General features: G+C 38.0%; 18 protein-coding genes. 10 read left to right on the top strand and 8 right to left on the bottom strand.

The features are described from left to right. Positions 1-14: 14 nt before the first annotated feature. Positions 15-920, bottom strand: a complete 906-nt coding sequence (locus JKA74_RS10870; protein ID WP_201431220.1) for a TIGR01777 family oxidoreductase — start codon at positions 918-920, stop codon at positions 15-17. Between the two features lie 265 nt (positions 921-1185). Here JKA74_RS10870 and JKA74_RS10865 point away from each other — a divergent pair, with 265 nt between their 5' ends. Then, on the top strand, positions 1186-1884 hold the full coding sequence (locus JKA74_RS10865) for a hypothetical protein (protein ID WP_201431219.1): 699 nt from the start codon (positions 1186-1188) through the stop codon (positions 1882-1884). Between the two features lie 168 nt (positions 1885-2052). Here JKA74_RS10865 and JKA74_RS10860 read toward each other — a convergent pair whose 3' ends face one another. Next, positions 2053-2718 carry a response regulator transcription factor gene (locus JKA74_RS10860; protein WP_201431218.1) on the bottom strand — a complete coding sequence of 222 codons (666 nt, stop codon included), beginning with the start codon at positions 2716-2718 and terminating at the stop codon, positions 2053-2055. Then, a complete protein-coding gene (locus JKA74_RS10855; protein WP_201431217.1) occupies positions 2711-3973 on the bottom strand; it encodes a sensor histidine kinase in 1263 nt (420 codons plus the stop codon). Before JKA74_RS10855 ends, JKA74_RS10860 begins: the two co-directional genes overlap by 8 nt. Before the next feature lie 127 nt (positions 3974-4100). On the opposite strand from JKA74_RS10855, the gene JKA74_RS10850 reads away from it, so the two are divergent. Continuing rightward, on the top strand, positions 4101-4490 hold the full coding sequence (locus tag JKA74_RS10850) for a DUF1573 domain-containing protein (RefSeq protein ID WP_201431216.1): 390 nt from the start codon (positions 4101-4103) through the stop codon (positions 4488-4490). Between the two features lie 81 nt (positions 4491-4571). Here JKA74_RS10850 and JKA74_RS10845 read toward each other — a convergent pair whose 3' ends face one another. Together JKA74_RS10845 and recF are read right to left on the bottom strand one after the other, a co-directional pair. After that, a complete protein-coding gene (locus JKA74_RS10845) occupies positions 4572-4898 on the bottom strand; it encodes a DUF721 domain-containing protein (RefSeq protein ID WP_201431215.1) in 327 nt (108 codons plus the stop codon). Beyond that, on the bottom strand, positions 4885-5997 hold the full coding sequence (gene recF, locus JKA74_RS10840) for a DNA replication/repair protein RecF (RefSeq protein WP_201431214.1): 1113 nt from the start codon (positions 5995-5997) through the stop codon (positions 4885-4887). The genes JKA74_RS10845 and recF overlap by 14 nt, the downstream gene beginning before the upstream one ends. Before the next feature lie 110 nt (positions 5998-6107). On the opposite strand from recF, the gene pdhA reads away from it, so the two are divergent. From pdhA to JKA74_RS10805, 7 genes are all read left to right on the top strand, one after another. Beyond that, entirely contained in the window at positions 6108-7127 is a 1020-nt protein-coding gene (gene pdhA / locus JKA74_RS10835) for a pyruvate dehydrogenase (acetyl-transferring) E1 component subunit alpha (RefSeq protein WP_201431213.1), read from the top strand. A 233-nt stretch (positions 7128-7360) separates the two neighbouring features. Next, positions 7361-8056: a tetratricopeptide repeat protein gene (locus JKA74_RS10830; RefSeq protein WP_201431212.1), complete on the top strand. Its 696-nt coding sequence runs from the start codon at positions 7361-7363 to the stop codon at positions 8054-8056. A 105-nt stretch (positions 8057-8161) separates the two neighbouring features. After that, entirely contained in the window at positions 8162-8650 is a 489-nt protein-coding gene (gene ribH, locus JKA74_RS10825) for a 6,7-dimethyl-8-ribityllumazine synthase (protein ID WP_201431211.1), read from the top strand. Then, entirely contained in the window at positions 8647-9966 is a 1320-nt protein-coding gene (locus tag JKA74_RS10820; RefSeq protein WP_201431210.1) for an aspartate kinase, read from the top strand. The genes ribH and JKA74_RS10820 overlap by 4 nt, the downstream gene beginning before the upstream one ends. A gap of 771 nt (positions 9967-10737) precedes the next feature. After that, positions 10738-11298, top strand: a complete 561-nt coding sequence (locus tag JKA74_RS10815; RefSeq protein WP_201431209.1) for a YceI family protein — start codon at positions 10738-10740, stop codon at positions 11296-11298. A gap of 34 nt (positions 11299-11332) precedes the next feature. Continuing rightward, a complete protein-coding gene (locus JKA74_RS10810) occupies positions 11333-12661 on the top strand; it encodes a hypothetical protein (RefSeq protein ID WP_201431208.1) in 1329 nt (442 codons plus the stop codon). Between the two features lie 89 nt (positions 12662-12750). Then, the gene (locus tag JKA74_RS10805; RefSeq protein WP_201431207.1) at positions 12751-13368 is read left to right on the top strand and encodes a YceI family protein; all 618 of its coding nucleotides are present in this window, start codon (positions 12751-12753) and stop codon (positions 13366-13368) included. 5 nt (positions 13369-13373) lie between these two features. Here the strand turns inward: JKA74_RS10805 and JKA74_RS10800 are convergent, their stop codons facing one another. Together JKA74_RS10800 and JKA74_RS10795 are read right to left on the bottom strand one after the other, a co-directional pair. After that, the gene (locus JKA74_RS10800) at positions 13374-14057 is read right to left on the bottom strand and encodes a DUF2490 domain-containing protein (protein WP_201431206.1); all 684 of its coding nucleotides are present in this window, start codon (positions 14055-14057) and stop codon (positions 13374-13376) included. Between the two features lie 198 nt (positions 14058-14255). Then, positions 14256-15146 (bottom strand): SMP-30/gluconolactonase/LRE family protein, encoded by an 891-nt coding sequence (locus tag JKA74_RS10795; protein WP_201431205.1) that lies wholly within the window; start codon positions 15144-15146, stop codon positions 14256-14258. Between the two features lie 162 nt (positions 15147-15308). Here JKA74_RS10795 and JKA74_RS10790 point away from each other — a divergent pair, with 162 nt between their 5' ends. Beyond that, positions 15309-17213, top strand: coding sequence for a CocE/NonD family hydrolase (locus JKA74_RS10790; RefSeq protein ID WP_201431204.1), 1905 nt, complete (start codon positions 15309-15311; stop codon positions 17211-17213). Between the two features lie 431 nt (positions 17214-17644). On the opposite strand, the gene JKA74_RS10785 is transcribed toward JKA74_RS10790, so the two are convergent. Then, on the bottom strand, positions 17645-21337 hold the full coding sequence (locus JKA74_RS10785; RefSeq protein WP_201431203.1) for a lamin tail domain-containing protein: 3693 nt from the start codon (positions 21335-21337) through the stop codon (positions 17645-17647). Between the last annotated feature and the right edge of the window lie 14 nt (positions 21338-21351).

The raw sequence follows: 21351 nt of genomic DNA, 5'->3' as shown, positions 1-21351 counted from the left end.
CCATAAATTAAAGGTTACTGATAAATTTCTTTCAAGGCTAATTCAATATTATCAAACTTAAAAGAATATTTGGCCTCCTCAATTTTCCCGGAACTAGCTTTTACACCTCCTAAAATCATAGCAGCCATCTCACCTAACAGCAATTTCATGGCAAACGGTGGTATATTGGGTAACCACAATGGCTTATTAAGTTCCCTGGCTACGGCTTTAGTCAATTCTTCATTAGTCACAGGATTTGGAGCTACGGCATTAAAAGTTCCAGCCGGTTTATTCTTAAGCATGTGCAAAAATATGCCGCACAGATCATTAATATGGATCCAGCTCATAAACTGCTTGCCTGAGCCTAAAGGTGCCCCCACTCCAAGTTTAATAGGCTGTTCCAGCTGAGACAAAGCCCCACCTTTTTCCGCTAACACTACCCCTATCCGTACTTTTGCGGTTTTTATTCCTAAAGCAGCAATTTCATCCGTTGCCTGCTCCCACTTTTTACAAACATTAGGCAAAAAACTCTCTCCTGCAGGATCCTCTTCTGTCATCAATTGATCTCCTGTATCTACACCATAATAATTGACACCACTGGCACCAATAAAATATTGAATCTTTCTGCCCTGTCTTTCAATTGCCTTTCTTAACAATGACGCTGATTCCGTCCGGCTTTTAATAATCTGTTTCTTTCTTTTATCGGTCCACCTTTTATCGGCCACACTGGCTCCTGCCAAATGAATCACTGCATCAGCAAATTCCATAGCCTCCTCTTCTATTTTCTGTGCAGGAATGTCCCATTCAAATTGCTTGTAAGGAAAATTTGCTTCCTTGCTTCTTGTTAAATGAGCTACTTCAAATCCATTCTCCATCAACAACTTTGACAACTCCATTCCTATTAATCCGGAACCTCCACTTATAAGTATTTTATCTGGCATATTTCTTTAGTTTCGCATTACAAATTTTTAACCTAAAATCTCAAAAGGTTCCAGTTTATTGCACCTGATTCTCAACATGAGCAGATACCCTATCAATTAACTGCATTTTAGTCTGAAAGTTGGATATTTGTTACATACCATAATCTTTGGGAAAAGATAAGGTTATTTCACAATTCAATATGCATTGCTTTTCCGCTTATATTTGTACTTTGTTATTGTGTTAGGCATAATTATTGACTTCACACAAAGTATAAAATATTTCCTAATGAAAATAAAATATCCGGTTACGCTCGCTCTTCTTTTATTATATACTATTCCTGGTTTATTGGCGCAACACACGCTCATTAAAACTTCTCATCACTTGCTGGGAGTAGACGTGGAAGGGGCTGAAATTGAATTGCCTTTCAGTAAAACTGAAACAGAAATTGCCTGGAAAGATTATGCCAAATCCTTTGGAAGAAGTGAAGCCACTCAAGGACATCAGGCTTATGAAACGGTATTTAAACAAGAGATCTATTCCAATAAAATATTGGTTTTCACAGAAATAAAAGGCAATACAAAATCCGGTAAAATTTGGGCAGGTATTGACCCTCAAGGCATTCCAAAAGACATTTACCCTAAACTTCAAATGGAGATGCAAACCTATCTTCACGATTTCAATATCAAAATGAGAAAAGATGCCGCACAAAAAGAAATTGAAGAGTCCGAAAGAGCTGCTTCCTTTCTAAGCAAATCCTATGAAGAATTAAAAAGGGAGGAACGCAAAAATGTGAGATCCCAGGAGAAAAATCATCAAAAAATAAAGGAATATGAGTTGGAGCTAAAACAAATGAGACAGGATTCTATCAACTATAATCATACTTTAGAAGCACTGAACATAAAGCTTGATTCAGTTTACCTGGAAATCGAGAAAGTGAAGAAAATGGTTGATTTATATAAAGTGAAGTTGGAGGAGATTAAGTAGTAAGTTATTTGAGTATTCAATAGGCAAGTCTATTAGTGTACTCCTTAACTAACAGATTGCGTCTCATGAATTCCGCTGGCACGGAATAGCATGCTCGCAATAACCAGCCCATTGCGATCGAAAATTATTGGTTATTGAAAATTGAGGTATATTTTTTCACAAGAGAACCTACATGAGCAGTTTAAAGCCCACTCCATGGTAATTCTTTATTTCAATAGAGGAATCACTGCTTAAATATTTACGCAATTTGGAAATAAAAACATCCAAACTCCTGCCCATAAAATAATCATCATCTCCCCAAAGTTCCTTCAGTATGGTTTCTCTCTTCACCACCACATCTGCATGCATGCAAAGAAATTTTAGTAAATCCGCCTCCTTTTGGGTAAGAATAAATTGTGTTTCACTACACTCCAATTTTAAGTTGGTGTAATCGAACTTAAACTTACCGATCAGACACTGGCTTGTCTGGCTTGTCCTTCTCAAAAAAACCTCAATGCGCAATTTCAATTCCTCGAGGCTGAATGGTTTTGTAATGTAATCATCTGCCCCCAGTTTAAAGCCATTGATTTTATCTTCTTCAGCATCTCTGGCAGTAAGAAACAGAATGGGCACACTTCGATCCATCTGACGAATATATGAAGCCAGGGAAAATCCGTCTAATAAGGGAAGCATCACATCAATAATACACAAATGATATGCTCCTCTGGAAAAAGCAAGCCTGGCGGATTTCCCATCATAAAAGTTGCTTACTTTATAACCTCCATTCTCTAATGAGTCTTTCAGAATATAAGCCAGTGATTCATCGTCCTCCACCAAAAAGATATGATTACTCATAATTCGCTAATTTTAAAATGAAAATACTGCCTGACTCATCAGATTTTTGAATAAATACATCTCCTTTTAAGACTTTGCTCATCTGTTTTACATAAAACAGGCCTAAACCAAAGCCCTTTACATCATGTATGTCCCCGGATGTAACTCTGAAAAAGCGCTCAAAAATATTTTGCTGCTGTTTTTTAAGAATTCCTCCTCCATTATCGGAAATACTTATTTGCACCTCATTTCCATTGGTTGCTGAATTTATTTCAATAAGCGCAGGATCTCCCCCATATTTAATAGCATTGTCCAACAGATTATAAATCATGTTGCCCAGGTGAAAGGCATCAGTTCTCAATTTAAGCCCCTTTAAGTTTTCAGTAAAAGTGACCCTTCCTCCCGCTTTCTCAAATACTGGCTTCAATTGCTCAATACACTCATTTATAAGGCTGGAAACCTCCACCTCTGAAATATTCAATTGGACTACTTTCTGCTCAATTTTAGAAGCCTGCAACAACTTTTGTACATGACCCGCCAACCTTTCCGCTTCTTTGTGAATGATGGATGTATATTGCCATAGTCTCTCCTGATCATTCAAAATGTTTTTATCCGAAATCACCTCTGCACAAACTGAAATGGCTGTCAGCGGAGTTTTAAATTCATGAGTCATATTGTTAATAAAATCTTTTTGAATTTCCGACAGGCGTTTTTGTTTAAAAAGGGCGTAAACTGTATAGGAAAAGATGATGACGATAATTAGTAAAATAATGATGGAAATAACCCAAATCTGCATTTCCTGAATTAACTGAAAAGAAATGCTTGGGAAAAGCACGCTGAAATAATAATCATCTTTATTAATCTCGGGGAATTCCGTTCCCAGCTTTTGCTTTGCCTCATTGCTGATATAATTTCCAAACACAAGTTTTTCGTTAGAACAATCGTAGATGCTAAATTCAAAATCAAGGTTTACATTCCTTAATGTCAATTCCCTTATTAAAAGTGTTTTAAGTGTTTCCGGCTGAATGGCCCCATTGATCATTACCACAAAATAATTGCTAGAAAGTTGCTCAACCGGATGCATTTGTTTTGAATTTGCCTCATTAGAACTTATGATGGCCTCACTTGTAGCCCTCAATGCCGCCTGTACATTTTGAGTAAACTGCCTTTTCCTGCTATCAAGACTTCTCGACAGCCAAATGCTTTGTACTATCAGCATACCTATGAGAGCAATTGTTCCAAGAATAATAATTCTGGAGATGATTTTCCCTTGCATACAGATAAATATACATGATGAAAAATTGATTTTATACTTTTTAACAACTCGTTAACAAATGTTGTCATTTCATTAACAGCAATCCATGAAAGAATAAAGCAATTTTGATGCTCACTAAAAATAAAAAATGATGAAAAATTTAATGAAAATTACAGGAGTATTATTAGTTGTATTGATCGCATTTAGCTCGTTCAAGTACAGTGACAACCGAACAGAAGTAATTGTATGGGAAACCAAAACAATTGATTTAGGGGAATTGGAAAAAGGGGATGCCGTTACCAAACAATTTGTTTTTACCAACCAACATGATGAGACCATCAAAATTGTGAGAACGAAAGCTTCCTGCGGATGCACAGTAACAGAGCATACAACAGGTGAAATTCTTTCAGGAGAAAAGGGCTATGTTTCTGCAAAGTATACTGCCAAGCAATCAGGTCCGTTTCAGAAAACCATTCAGGTTTTCACTACTGCAGGGGAAGAAGCCATTACACTACAGATAAAAGGAGTGGTGAAATAATTTTCCACACACCGGCTTCATTCACTGATGCCGGTGTAATTTATTTTGAATTACAGCGTATTAAAATTTATCTACTATTTCTTACAATAAAATCACTTCCTTTATTACTTTCTTGCCCAGTTCTGCCTCGAAAAGAGCAATTATTTTCCCTTTGTTCATATGTAATTCCTGTTTCAATGGGCTCGATTCAACATTGATAAACAGTTTATCATCCTTCATAAAAATGCCCTTGGTACGGCTGGCAATAGTATTGCCCATCAATTTGGGCCATAGGTTAATCACAGTAGTCTGATCGAACTTCTTGTTCAAATGATAGGCATCAATCATATCCTTGATCACATCCCCCAAAGGAGTGGCTTCTGATTTACGGATACTGGCGGCATGTGGCTTTTTCTTATATTGATTCATCTGTTGTAATATCTTTATTATCATTCAACTGAAAATACTTCTTTTCAATTTCCAGTGCATCCAGGTAATTCCTGCTGCGTTCCGGCCTCGCATCTGTAAGGAAAATCTGCCCAAATCGGCCATCAGCCATCATTTTCAATAAATAAGCAATTCTTTTATCATCTAATTTATCGAAAATATCATCCAAAAGTAAAAGTGGCTTTTGGGATTTAGCTAAATGTAGCAATTCAAATTGAGCTAACTTCAATGCAATCACAAAAGATTTCTGCTGACCTTGCGAACCAAATTTTTTCAGAGGATAAGCATCAATGGTAAATAAAAAATCATCACGATGGGCTCCGAGAGTAGTACGGCCTTGCTGAAAATCCTTCTGCCTGCGGCTTTTAAAAATTTCTGCGAAATTGTTATCCACTGTGGTTTGATAGATGATGTCAACATCCTCTCTGCCATCAGATAAATCCTTATAGTATGTACTAAAAACGGGGAGAAATTGCTTCATTAGTTGCTTCCTGCACTCCGCAATTTCAATAGCCAAAGGAATCATTAATTCGTCATATGGTTCGATTCTGGAAATTTCAAAACGATTTTGTTCCCCCAGGCTTTTCAATAAAGCATTTCTTTGCTTAAGCAAATGATTGTATTTCACCAAAAGCTGTAAATATTTCTGATCGACCTGACACAATAGATTATCAAAAAACTTTCTCCTCATTTCGCTGGCTTCCCTTACAATATCGGTATCCTGAGGTATGATCATCACCAATGGTAATTTCCCGATATGGTCGCTTAACCTTTCATATTCTTTTCCCTCCCACCTAATCATTTTCTTTTCCCCCAATTGCACAGCACAAAGCATATCCACTTTCTTTCCATCCTTTTGGAATTGGGCTTTTATGGAAAAGAATTTCTCGTTGTGAAGAATATTGTCTTTGTCTACCGAATTGAATGCACTTTTGGTAAACGCCAAATAATGAATAGCGTCCAATATATTGGTCTTACCCACTCCATTTTTACCTAAAAGGCAATTTATTCCTTCCACAAACTCAAAATCCGACTTCGAATAATTTTTGAATTGAATAAGACGGATATTTTGAAGCTTCATTTTTCTTAGTTGTGGGTTTTTTCGTTATTTTCGCATCCCGGCTTCAGGAATAACAAAGTTATGCTTTTCCTGTGGCATGGGAGAAGGAAAGACAAAAAGAAAAAAGCAATATGGCTACAAAAAAAACAAAAACTGCCACTAAAAAGAGTTTCGATAAGGAAACCTACATGACCTGGTTTGAATCCATGTCCTTAATGAGGAGATTTGAAGAGAAGGCCGGGCAGTTATACGGGCAGCAAAAAATCAAAGGATTTTGCCATTTATATATAGGTCAGGAAGCTTGTGTTGCCGGTGCGGTAAGTGCCTTGAAAGAAGGTGATAAATACGTAACGGCTTATCGCGACCACGCACACCCAATTGGGTTGGGAACAGATCCGAAAAAAGTAATGGCTGAATTATATGGTAAAGCTACCGGTGTTTCCAAAGGAAAAGGCGGATCTATGCACATGTTTGACAAAGAACACCACTTTTTTGGCGGACATGGTATTGTGGGTGGACAAGTTCCCCTGGGTGCAGGAATTGGATTCGCTGAAAAATACAAAGGCACAGATAATTTATGTATCACTTATATGGGCGATGGCGCTGTAAGGCAAGGCGCTTTTCATGAAGCCTTGAACATGGCCATGTTCTATAAAATCCCTGTTATTTTTGCTATTGAAAACAATGGGTATGCAATGGGTACTTCTGTAAAAAGAACTTCCAATGTAACAGAGCTTTATACTTTGGGTGAAGCATACGATATGCCCTCTAAAGCTGTGGATGCCATGAATGTGGAAGATGTACACAATGCTGTGGCGGAAGCTGCTGAAAGAGCAAGAAAAGGTGAAGGACCTACTTTATTGGAATTCAGAACTTACAGATATAAAGGCCATTCCATGTCTGACCCTGCAAAATACAGAACCAAGGAGGAATTAGAAGGATATAAGGCAAAAGACCCTATAGAACAGGTAAGAGCTACTATTCTTGAAAAGAAATATGCAACTGAGGACGAATTAAATAAAATTGACAAAAAGGTAAAGGACATCGTGAAAGAAGCGGTTGATTTTTCTGAAGAGTCAGAATGGCCGTCTGTAGATGAGGTATACAAAGATGTATATGCTCAGGAAGATTATCCGTTTATAATTGATTAATTACATTTAGTCGATCCATTTTTAAACAAAAATGTTCTTCTCTCACTATTAGTGTCTTAGAGTAGAAATAAACACCAAAGTATCATTTAAACGCCTCAAGCTTTCCCTTCCGTAAGAAGAATGGAAAAATGAGGCTTTACTTATTGAGTTTGTAAGATAAATAGCAATTAAGTTGATAGCATTGGGTTTTAATTCACATTTTTTTATAGCTTTGCGGTCTTAAATAAATTACAATGGCAAAAAATAAAGGAAAGGAAAAAGGAACGGAGTTTTACGAGAATCCTGAAGTCCTTGCTCAACAACTCTCTAAAACAGAGCAGTTCATAGAAAACAACAAAAAAGTGGTATTAGGTGTTGGTGGCTTAATCGCAATCATAATCGTTGCATTTTTTGGCTACAAATACTACATGGACAACCAAAATGAGTTGGCTCAGAAGGAAATGTTTCAAGCTGTTTATTGGTATGAAAATGGTGAGTTCGATTTAGCACTTAATGGTGATGGTAATAATTTAGGCTTTATGGATCTTTTAGAAGATTTCGGAGCAACAAAAGCGGGTAATTTATCTTCTTTTTATATTGGAAGCATTTACTTACAACAAGGTGAATTCCAAAAAGCCATTGATCATTTAGAAGATTTTAGTGCGGATGACCTTTTGGTTCAATCAAGGGCTTACGCTCTAATTGGTGATGCTTATCTTGAATTAGGAAATTATTCTAAAGCAGCTGACCATTATGGAAAAGCAGCTTCCACAAACAGCACAGAGGAATTCAGCCCTATTTATTTACTTAAACAAGGCTTAGCTTACGAAAAGGCTAATGATACAGAAAAAGCTAAGGATAGCTATAAACAGATTATAAAGGACTTCAGCAAATCAGAGGAAGTTTCAGAAGCAAAAAAATACCTGTCCTTATTAGAAGCAAAAAAATAATAGACACTTCAAATAATAAAATGCTAAAAGGGATAGGTTGATAAAACTTATCCCTTTTTTGTTTTATTGATGATAAATAAAAACCTCAGCTAATAAATATAAACCATGGCAACAAAGCTTAAAAACCTTAGTGATCACTCGGCAAAAAACATTTCCAACATAGGCAAAAAGAAATTTGCAGTGATTGTATCTGAATGGAATGAAGAAGTAACAGAATCCCTTTTTAGTGGTGCTTACCAAACCTTGATAGACCAAGGTGCCCAAAAGGAAAACATCATTAAACATTATGTGCCCGGAAGTTTCGAGCTTTCCATGGCAGCACAATGGCTGGCTGCCAAAAAAGAAATTGATGCAGTGATTTGCCTGGGTTGTGTAATCCAGGGAGAAACAAAACATTTTGATTTTATTTGCGATGCTGTAGCACATGGTATTACCAATGTTTCCCTAAAATATAACAAACCGGTAATTTTTGGGGTTTTAACCCCCAACACACAACAACAAGCTTTGGACAGAGCCGGAGGAAAACACGGTAACAAGGGAGATGAAGCAGCGATTACCGCTATTAAAATGTTAGGATTAGCAGAACAGTTATGATTGTAGTAAAATTTGGAGGTACATCCGTAGGTACTCCTGAGGGAATGAACCAAATCCGTGAAATCATCACTAAAGACGGACAAAAGAAATTGGTAGTGCTTTCAGCTCTCGGTGGAGTAACCAATAGCTTGGTAGAAATTGGTGAGCGCTTGAGAAGAAATGACATTGAAGCAGCTCAAAGAGTAGTGGATCAGCTGGCCAATAAATATGCGCAATTTATTGACGATTTATATCAGTCTGATAATTATAAAAAACAAGCAGAAAAGGCTGTAACCAAAAGCCAGGACTTTCTAAAAAGGTGCTTAACAGAAAAATTTACTAATCTGATGGATAAAGAGCTTTTAGCTCAGGGAGAATTGATGTCTACCCAATTATTCCATTTACACTTGGAGGAACACCAACTCAACAGTGCCTTGATTAATGCCCTAGATTTTGTGAGGACCGATATTTTCGGTGAGCCTGATGAAGCATTTATTAACAAAGAGCTGTCCGATATTTTGGTCAAACAGCCTGCCGATACCAACCTCATTATTACCCAAGGATATATTTGCAGAAATATTGAAGGCAATATAGACAATTTACAGCGTGGGGGAAGTGACTATACTGCTTCATTAATAGGTGCAGCTTTACATGCCGATGAGATCCAAATATGGACCGATATAGATGGTATGCATAATAATGATCCACGCGTAGTGGAAAACACTTTTAGTATTCCTGAGCTTTCTTTTGATGAGGCTGCTGAATTGGCTTATTTCGGAGCAAAAATCCTGCATCCATCCTGCATCAGACCTGCTCAACGGAAAAACATTCCGGTACGCTTAAAAAACACCATGAAACCTGAAGCAGCCGGAACACTCATCGATAGTAAAAACATCATTGGCGAAGGCATTAAAGCCATAGCCGCCAAAGATGGCATAGTGGCCATCAAAGTAAAATCCTTACGTATGCTTATGGCCTATGGATTTTTACGCAGGGTTTTTGAAATTTTTGAAAAATATAAAACTCCAATTGATGTAATTACCACCTCGGAAGTAGCTATTTCTGTTACCATTGATAATGTATATTATTTAGATAGTATTTTAAGTGAGTTGCGCCCTTTTGGGGAGGTGGAAGTTGACAGAGAACAAAGTATTATTTGCATAGTAGGAAATATGGTGGCAGAAAGAACCGGGATGGTCAGCAAAATTTTTAATGCCTTGCAAGAGGTGCCGGTAAGGATGATCTCTTACGGTGGCAGCCGACATAACATCTCTGTAGTAGTGGATTCAAAATATAAGAAAGAAGCGCTAAAGAATTTGAATGCGGGAGTATTTTAGAATCTATAGAAAATTTAAAAAGTAAAAAGTCGGCTTTCAAAAAACCGACTTTTTTTTGTGCGCTCCCTTTTCTGATTATTGTAGTTTGAATAACAACTATTTCCTGCTCCCTGCCTATTTGCACCACAGTCGCCAAAGTTTGTGTCCTCACAAACTTTCTGCTAATGGATGAGGTATATTTTGAAAACCAGATCCAGGCTCGTTAGTGGAGACACAAAACGAGGGCGGGCATGGTAGGTTAGTTGGCTTTAAAATCGACACAACTCATTAGATGTTTCTAAAATTTCCAGTGAATAAGGTTTGCTGAAGGGCCTACCGACAATACCTGGCACACCGACCGCCAGAACTTGTGTCCCCACAAGTGCGTTACGGAAATTAACTTTTACCTTAAAATAAACAATCAGGATACTTAGAAAACTGTATTTAGCTTGCTCAATGTCGTTAAGCTTTAAACTAAAACCTCACCCTTTTATCCTTCTCCAAAGGGAGAAGGAAGATTATCTTACCTTAACGACATTGCTCGCTCACCTGGGAAAAAACACAACACGAGGGCGGGCAAGCTGCTGAATTCCGGCAAAACTGTAGCCCGCCTGTTCCAGTTTAATTCGTAATTAATCATCCTTTTTACATGACAAATGTCATGAAATGGGCAACTTCTATCACTGACCTTTACATCATAATAAAGGCACAAAAAGTTACGGCATCTAATTGGAAATAGAAGCGTAGACTAAGGAGAGGCCAAAAGAACAATAAATTTTAAATACAAATACCATGAAAAATCTAATCTTATTCTTATTTATCGTCACCATGCCCTTTGCACAGGCACAGACATTTACATTAAGTCCAGGGCAGACAGAACTGACTGTAGATGGAACTTCTTCGGTTCATGACTGGACTATTATAGCAGAAGAGTTTGACGGCAAAGCAGAAATTGTACTGGAAGGCAATAATATCGGTGACATTAAAAACCTCTCTTTTAAAGTGCCGGTGAAAAGTTTGAAAAGTGGGAAATCAGGTATGGATGACAATACTTATAAAGCACTGAAAGAAAAGTCCCATCCCTACATTAGCTATCAATTGAACTCTATTGAAAGCAAGGAAAAAGCAGAAGGCAAACAGGTTTTAATGACCAAAGGTAGCCTTACAATTGCCGGGGTAACAAAAGTGGTGAACATGAAAGTAACAACCGATGTAACCAATGGAGTAGTGTTTAGCGGAAATGTCAGCTTCAATATGAGTCATTTTAATATTGATCCACCAACCGCTGTGTTTGGCACCATCAAAACCGGTGATAAAATCACCATTAATTTTAAAGCGAATTACACAAAATAGAACTATATAAATAACAATTTAATTATTAAATGTCATGAAAAACCTAATTAGAATACTGATGATTGGCGTATTAATTGGAGCAGGCGAATTAGCCATGGGACAGAATAACCGTTCCCTTCAATTTTTCAGACCTGTAGGCCAGGATGGCCTGAATGTTTTCGAAACCCCTAAAGTAGATACTGTAGAGTATGACGGTATCAAAGTGAGAGTAGGTGGTGATTTTGCCATGCAATTTCAAGGGATTGATCACAGCAATACTGCAGGGAATTTAATAGATCTTGGATCTGATTTTAACCTTCCTACAGCTAATCTTAATCTAGATGTACAATTGTATGATGGGGTAAGAATGCACTTAAGAACCTACCTCTCTTCCAAGCACCATAATGAAGCCTGGATTAAAGGTGGACATATGCAAATAGATAAATTGGATTTTATTAGTGAAGGTTTCTTAGAAGGGCTTATGCAATACACCTCTATTACTGTTGGTTTGGATGAGTTCAACTATGGTGATGCCCACTTCAGAAGAACAGATAATGCAAGAGCCATTTACAATCCATTTGTTGGCAATTACATCATGGATGCCTTTTCTACAGAAGCATTTGGTGAGATAACATTACAAACTAATGGTTTGCTGGCAGTGGTTGGTGTTACAAATGGTAAATTAAACCAAAACGTTAGCTTGAATGCAAATAGTGACAATCAACCTTCTTTTTATGGGAAAGTAGGGTACGATCAACAATTAAATGAAGATTTCAGACTTCGATTGACTGGTTCATGGTATATCAATAATGGTACAACAACAGGTACTTATCTGTATGGTGGTGATCGTGCAGGCTCACGTTACTACAACATCATGAAAACCGAAGCCATTGAAGCAGATCCAGATAATGGCATTGTTGCTGTTCCTTCTCAGGCAACTAATTTTGATGGACGTTTTAACCCACGTTTTGGTAAACTTACAGCCATACAAGTGAATCCATTCATTAAATTTAAAGGTTTAGAGTTCTTTGGCATCTACGAATTGGCCAATGGCAACAATGAATTCACAGCGCCAACTGCTGATACTGAAGGAGCTTTTACACAAATAGCAGCTGAATTGCTTTACCGGTTTGGAGCTAATGAGCGTTACTACATTGGAGGCCGTTATAATACTGTAAATGGTAAATTGAGAGAAAGTGCCACTGAAGATTTGAATATTAGCAGATTAAATGTGGGTGCCGGATGGTTCCTGACCAATAATATCATCACAAAGTTGGAATATGTAAACCAACAATACAATGGTGACGGATGGGTTGGCAACAATGCCAGATTTGCCGGTGGGGAATTCAAAGGATTTATGGTAGAAGCTGCCATTAGTTTCTAAGGAAATAGTAAATTAGATCAAAAATAGAAAAGACCTCGTTTTACCCTTAATCAAAACGAGGTCTTTCTTTTTAATTAAAAATGTTAATAATGACTTATTTCGCATTTTTCTTGTCCTTCCTTTTAGCACCTACCCTCTTAACACATCAGTTTGTGTACATAAGCACTTACATGCCTAAGGAAGATGAATCAATCAGGAAAACCATTATCCTTGATACAGAAAAAAGCCATATTGAAATCCATGGCAAAACCAATATCAATTCGTTCAAATGTGAGTACAAAATGGAAACAATGCCCAATCAATTCGATATTGAAACGCTAAAATATCCTACTCATCTAAATATCAAAAACGGCACCCTTAAATTAAAAGTGACAGAATTTTCTTGTGAGAATTCTCAGATGACTAAAGATTTCAGGGAGCTATTAGAGTTCAAAAAACACCCCTTCATTTATATTGATGTAAATGAAATTAGTCAGACAACAAGCAAAAATTTTATAGCTGAAACACTTATTCAATTGTCCGGACAGCAACAAAAATACAATATGGAGTTAGCTACCAACCCATCACAGGAATGGGTTCACTGCGAAGGAGAACAGGAAATATGCATTACAGATTTTGGTCTGGATGCTCCTGAAAAATTTTTGGGCATGGTGCGTGTGAATGAAAACATCACCATCCGGTTTCAATTATATTTAAAAATTTTATAAGCTAATTATCTCCCGGCCTGAATCACATGGTGCAAAGAAAACTGAAGTTGAGTTTTACTCCAGTTACTGGTAGTCTGCTCCATCACCCCTACCTGTATCCTCAAATTATTTGTCCAGACATAACCTAAGCCTCCATAAAGGCGGTTTCTATCAAAATATCCGGCATTAGCAGTTTGTTCACCATTAATAAAAAGCTCGTTGTAAATAGGTATGTATATTCCCCCGGAAGCAAATTTTTTCTCGGTAAGAGGAATATTAATGAAGAGGGCATACCGAAAGCGGCTCCTTAAATCCTGTTCATCAATAAACCTTTGCTCATACCGAAAACGATGATTCAAATTGACCAAATAAATATCCTGCCGCAAAAGGGCCTCCTGATAAATTCGGTGTTCGTAAAAGGTATTATTGGGAGTTCCCTCACTTTCTGTAGTAATATTTCCATAGCCCAGTGTAAAGGTAGCTGAGCCGTCTTTTAAATGATACTGTAAACCGGTTCTAAGTAATAATTGCTCCAGATCACCTAAAATATTGTGATTTCTATACTGTGCCTCTCCATGGATTCCCCATTGGCTATTCTCAAATTTGAGCCCCCCGAAATACATATACCAGGACCCTAAATCACTTTTCTCCTGAGCGTATGTGCTTGTAAAAACAGATAATAAAATAGCGGTAAAAAAAATTTTCTTCATTGACTAAAATGGCTTGTGTTCGAATTAATATTCGAAATTATAGCGCAATAGTTTTACAAAAAAAGGAACTTCCACTAGCGGTATTAATTTTCAGGCATCGGATGGAAAAACTTTTCCGTTGTCTGGGCCGGAATAGCACGATGATTCTAACTGAAGGTATTTCAAAAAAATTATTTTTTAAGAGTGCTCATCACCCATTTATTTTACTCCCTTAACATTAGTCTTCAAACCATACAAGCCTTTTGAAGCAGTAATAAAAAGCTCATTATTATCTTTCCCACCAAAACAAATATTGGCGGTCCAATCTTCAGGAATATCAAGGTGCCTTATTGCTTTCCCACTACTGTCGAATACATCTACTCCCTTCCCCGTGAGGTAAATATTTCCCTCACTATCAAGCGTCATTCCATCAGACCCTTGTTCAATAAGTAATTCTTTCTCAGCAAGTGTGCCATCAGCAAGTATGCTGTAACGATAGGTTTTATCATCACCAATATCCGCCACATAAAGGAAATTATCAGAGGAAATGCCCACTATCCCGTTAGGCTGTACCAAAGTAGAGTCTAATAAAACGGGTGCTATTTGGCCTTTACGCAATAAATAAACCCCCTGATAGACCAATGTATCATGAACTCCTTCCCAATAAGGTCTTTTGTAGTAGGGATCGGTAAAGTATACATTGCCATTTGTATGAACCCACACATCATTAGGACCATTGAATACTACTTTTCCTTCAGGATTGAGTACCACTTCTTTATTTCCGTTCAAATCGTACTTCCATAATTGGTTGTACATATCTGCACATGCCCACAAATTCTCATTTTGATCAATGTACAAACCATTGGATCGGCTACTTTCATTTGAAAAAGTATCAAGCACAGCCTCAGTGCTGTATTTATAGATTAAGTTATTAGGCTGATCAGTGAAATAAATATTTCCTTCTGAATCCGAAGTTGGGCCTTCGGTAAAACTAAAGCCATCGATAATTAATTCTGCCGTAGCATTTGTAGCAAAGGGATTTTCAGTTGGCTGAGTGCAGGAAAATAAAAGCAGGTTTAAAGCAATCAGACTTAAAAGGAACTTGATCATGAAGTTTTACGGTTTAGCTATAGGTATTGTAGTTGAGTGTAAAGTACAAAGATTCGTCAAATTGTCTGATAAGAAATTAACCGATTATCAAATATTTTACTTTTCGATTACTTAACCCCTTATTATTTTATAATTTATCACTGAATTTAATTTATACAATTTATGAAAAAATACCTAAACTCATTATTGGCAGCTTATCTGCTTTTGATAATTCCTACTTATGCCCAGGAAGCTCCCGATTATGTGAAAGAAAATTACAACAAAGAGGAGGTTTACATTCCTATGCGTGATGGCGTGAAACTATATACCGCTATTTATACTCCCAAAGAAACGGGAAAGCACCCAATCATGATGCAGCGTACTTGCTACAGCATTGCACCTTATGGTGTTGATAACTTTAAAAAACAATTAGGCCCATCCAAATACCTAATGGAGGACAAGTTTATTTTTGTTTATCAGGATGTGCGCGGCCGTTGGATGTCCGAAGGAGAATTTACCAACATGACTCCTAATATTCCCGGCAATAAGCATAAAAAGGAAACAGATGAAAGCTCTGATACTTTTGACACCATTGAATGGCTTTTGAAATATTTGAAAGGCAAAACCAATGGAAAAGTAGGACAGTGGGGCATTAGTTACCCTGGTTTTTATACAGCAGCCGCTTTACCGGATGCCCACCCTGCTTTAAAAGCCAGTTCACCACAAGCACCAATTGGTGATTTCTTTTTTGATGACTTCCACCACAACGGAGCTTATCTGCAAAGTTATACTGCTGCTTACCCTGTATTTGGCTATCAAACTGATACCACTAAACAATCGTGGTATGGTGAAGCCTTGACAAGAATGCGAACTGCCAATGCTGTAGACGGATATGACTACCACATGGAAATTGGCCCTTTGAAAAATATTACTGAGAAAATCCATTTCGATAATGAGTTCTGGCAACAGACGGTGGAACATCCTAACTATGATGAGTTTTGGCAGAAAAGAAGCATTATCCCTCATTTAAAAGATGTAGACCATGCTGTAATGGTTGTAGGTGGATGGTTTGATGCAGAGGATTTATTCGGCCCGCTGAATATTTATAAAACCATTGAAAAGAACAATCCTGATACCTACAATACTATTGTATTTGGTCCATGGAGCCATGGTGATTGGGCACGTGAAAGAGGTATTCAGAAAGTGAACCATATCTATTATGGTGATAGTATTTCCACTTTTTACCAAAAAGAAATAGAACGCACGTTTTTCAATCACTTCTTAAGAGACGGAAAAGGTAAGCCGGCTTTACCAGAAGCTTATATGTTTGATACAGGCTTAAAAGAATGGCAGAAATTTGATGTATGGCCTCCACAAATCCCTAAAACTACTTTAGGTTTCAAGGAGAATGGAGTACTCACCATCAATGAGACAGGAAGTGCGGATGTTGCATTCAATTATGTGTCGGATCCTGCCAAACCCGTGCCTTATACTTCTTTTACTGAAGGCGTAACATTTACTCCCCGGGCTTATATGACAGATGATCAACGTCATGCCAGCCGAAGACCGGACGTACTTACTTTTGAAACTGAAGCTTTGGAGGAAGATTTGGTGCTGGCCGGAGAAATTATGGCTAAATTAAGAGTGGCCATTTCTTCAACAGATGCTGATTTTATCGTAAAAATTATTGATGTGTATCCGCCAGATCATGAAAATTATGAGCACAACCCTGAAAATATAGTAATGGGCAATTATCAGCAGTTAGTGCGTGCGGAAGTATTCCGTGGTCGTTTCAGAAACAGCTTTGCAGAGCCTGAGCCTTTTGTGCCCAATGAAGTAACGGATGTGGAATATGTGTTGCAGGATATTTTGCACACTTTCAAAAAAGGACATAAAGTGATGGTGCAAATCCACAGTACCTGGTTTCCTTATATTGACAGAAACCCACAGAAATATGTGGACAATATTTATGAAGCCAATGAAGAGGATTTTATTAAAGCCACCATTACAGTGAAAGGTGATTCCAAAATTGAGATTGGTGAACTGAATACTACTCCTGCGCCTTTGAAAGTGGATATGGATAAATAAATGTGATTTAGAACAAGTGATTTTAACACCAATCATGAATTCATGGTTGGTGTTTTTGTTTTTAGATAAAGCCAGAAAACTGCAATACCAATGGTTATTGCGAGCATATAATTCTAACAGATGAAATCTGAATAGAATTTATGTGAAGCAATCTCTTGATTAGCATGTTACTGCTAAAAATTAAAAACACTTTGCGGAAAGCAAGAAGCGATAAACTATAAGGTAGCGTATGTGAACTTTAAAAAGTTCACCTCAGCACTCGTGGTATGAGTTTTTTAAAACAGAAAAGGGTAGCACAGAGCTACCCTTTTCGCCTACAACCATAAAACTATGAACGGTAACCAGCCTTTCACAGAAAAGATTTCAACCAAAACCTTATGTATCAATGACACAGCTTCAGGCAAAAGGGTTGGAAGGGTTGTAAAAAAAAATTAAAAATTTGCTCCGACAGCTACTTTCTCTTTAATGAGCTGGGTATTTCCATTCCCGCTAAACAATTGAAAATAGATCATATAATAGCCTGTACGTACTTTTCTGCCTTGTCCATCATCTCCATCCCACCTAAAAAAGCCGGTATTATTTAATGTCTCGTTATTCGCTAAAGTTTTCACCAATGTTCCTTTTGCATCAAATATTTTTACAGTGGCTATATTCCCTGCGTCTTCAATAGTGTAGTTGATGATGGTATAATTTCTGCCTGGCGCATTGTGTGCAAATGTTTTAGGATTAGCCTCAACCTTGCCAAAGCTGATATTTTCATTGGTCAATTGTGAATTAACAGTGCCGGGGCTGGCATAGCCTGAAGTGGCTGCTGCGGAAGCCCAGGAATTAGTGACATCAATGGCTGCGTCAGGAGAAATCCTCTCCAAAGAAACGCCATCGACCGAGCGCAAGAATGGCACATGCATGTCATCATCGTATTCAAAATATTCTTCCAGCTCTCCATTGGCAGAAATGATATGGACAATACCTTGACCATTCGGGAAGCTGGGTAGATTAGTAACAGCAATGTTTTCAGGAGTGGTGGAATTAGGATATTGATTCACTAAAATGTCAAAGTCTGAGGTCAGGGCTAAAATATCCCCCGGAGCCATCACCACATTATCATCAGGAAAAATGGTCCTTTCCTGAGAGGGGCCCAACACTTGCCAGTTTCTCAGATTAATATATTTATCGGACCGGTTGTACAACTCGATAAAATCCACACCCCCGCTTCGTGGATCATAAAGTACTTCATCTAAGATCACATCATTTTGAACCGGTTCTTCCACCACTGCAAAAGTGGCCGAATTATGGTCAGATCGTACTGTATTTCCTACACAATCGGTCAACGCATTTGCTTTCAGAGTATAAAGGATTTTTACTGATAGCTTCTCTGCCAGATTAAGTCGCACTTCATTATCCTTTACAACAGTGGTAGAAGCAATTTCAATAGCCGGCTCAATGGCAAATTGATTGACTATTACATGAGTAATATTGATAGATTCATCAAAATAAACAATTACCTCATTTTCTGATGGGGCAAATGCTTTTATCACTTGTGGACCCAGTAAATCCTGATTGTCTTCGGTTACGGAATTTACTGCTCCGGGGCTACCTTTTAGTTCTGCTACCGAAGCTCTCCAGTTAGAGAACCCTTCACACGGATTAAGTGTATCTATCATTTCCAGTGACCAACCTCCTTCTTCATTTTTGAAATCTTCTTTGTACCATGTATCCCTGTAAAAAACTTTATGCACCAACTCATTTCCTGCATTGATAATTTGTAAATCATCTCCTGTATTGTTGAGATTGGGCCAGGGTCTGATGCCAATTGCCCTTCCGTAATCACGCATTTGAGCAACATTTGAATTAGGGCAGACAATCAAATACTCCTTCGGTAAAATATAATTTAACCCAATATCCACTGTATCCCTGGCATCCATGTATCGAAGCCCTACCAATGAAATAAGCTCATCTGTCGGGTTGTAAATTTCCAAATACTGGGAATTGGGCAAGTTCTGATCTGCAAGTGGCTTGGCCATTATTTCCGTAATCAGTAGTTGATTGAAAGCCGGTTGTGCCGGTGCTTCAAAACTAAATTCCGTCTCCTGACTCAGCACCGTATTATCAAAAAAATCCTTTATTCCGGAAATAGTCAATGTATAGTCTGTCTGTCGATCTAATGGCTCATTTAAAATTAAAACTACTTCATTACCTGAAAACAATCTGACATCAGAAATAGTGGTTTCCGGAGAAATGCTGTAGTTAGAGGCTTCCTCGGCAGTTTCAGCTGCCAGCGATTCGTCAAACTGCACCAAGATAATGCTGTCTGATAAAAAGATCAACCCTGAAACACCCGGAGGAATATCATCAAAAACAAAAGTAAAGGACAAATCATTACTTGAATTCCCATTACAATCTGTCACGGAATTGATGGTTACTGTATAGGATATTCCATTACTTAAATCTTCTGCCAAAATGAGTTCTACACTATTGTCCTCATCAGAATTGGTATTAATTTCTGCAACAGCAATTTGTGGCTCTATTGTGTAGATGGCATTTTCCAGTGAGTTCAGATCAATTGGTTTATCAAATGCAATTTCAATTTTGTCCCGCTCCGGAGTAGTATGGTTGATTATCTGGGGAACACTTCCTGTAAAAGAAGGGTCGTTTATTGAATTAACTGTTCCGGGAGTCCCTCCTGTATTGTTCTCAGAAGCTTTCCAATTCCTGCTGTCGAAGCAATCCAATTCCAGGTTAATCAACTCCAGGGAATAACCACCCTCCTGCTTTTCCTCATCCTGGTACCAAGACAGGTTGTAGGCCAAAGCATCAACCAGTTCCCCGTCAGCCGATTTAATGGAAATACTATCTTCACTATTGTTAAGCGCCTGCCATGAAGAAGGCGAAATCGTAGGGCCAAAAACTTCATAATCTGTTTTGGCTGAAGAAGGAGCCAGGATCACAAATTCACCAGGATATAGTACATAGGGAGGCAAACTGCTTTCTGAGCTTGTATTGTCGGTGATTGTCCAGTTTTCCAGGGAGATAAACTTTTCGGAGCGATTATATAATTCCACAAATTCTGCCTCCGGCAAACCAAACACCGGAGTAGGGTCAGGAAAAAATTCACTGATAATAATGTCCCTCTCATCAGCCTCCTCCAGCTCAAAATAGAAAAAATCAACAGAAGCAGGTTCCATTAGATTGCCAGACAAATCAGCTATGTTTTCAACAAACAATGTATAATCTGTTCCGTTTTCAAAATGAGTAGCAAAAGTTAAAAAGGCAGTGTCCTGATTGATAGTCACATTTGATGGATTCACACTGCCAGGTGTTAAATGATAGTTTTCCAATCCCGCTCCGGTTGACTCATCAATGGCCTCAGAAAATGTTACTGCAATGGAATTTTCCCCTGTAATATGAGTAGTAAGAATTTCAGGAGGAGCTGTATCAATGATGTAGTCCCCAAAATACACATTATCAAAAAAGAAAAGGTCTCTACGTGTGGTAGAAAAATAACAGACAAAGCCCATATTTTCCGCTGAATTATAGTTAACGTCATTTCCGGTAGCCGTAACGACATAGTTTTCCAATCCCGGATTGCCGACCGCTATTTCCCAGTTTCCATCAGCATCTCTCCTTACCCTTATGCTCAACTCAAAGCTATCGGCAAACTGTCCATTCTGCCCCCTGGCAATTAAATCAGTGGTTGAACCATTTCTATAATATAAGCTTACCGCATCATCAGATCCATTTTCTCCAATTTCCAAATAATAGCCTTCCTGTGTGCTGCCACTAATTTCATTATCCAATAAATCAGCTGTGCTGCTTGCCAAATAAATCACCACTTTATTGCTATTGGATGGGGCAAAATCCAACTTAAGATCAAATCGCCATTCCTTGTCATCTAAAGTGACTGCTGTAAAATTGGTGGAAATGTAGGCCGGTTTGAGATCCTCAGGCTGAAAATCAAGCTGAAGCTGATTGACCTCATTTACAATAAATTCTGATACTTCGCCTGTCCAGGCTGGGTTGGTGGTAAAATCCCCGTCAGAGAAATCATCGGAGATTATTTGCGCTTGCACCGCAAAACAGAAGCTGTAACAGATCACTTTTAGTAGTAAAACTCTGAAAGTCATATTAATTACTGTTC

It is taken from the genome of Marivirga aurantiaca (assembly GCF_016679925.1).
GTDB lineage: Bacteria > Bacteroidota > Bacteroidia > Cytophagales > Cyclobacteriaceae > Marivirga > Marivirga aurantiaca.
This window is presented reverse-complemented; position numbering and strand designations above follow the sequence as displayed.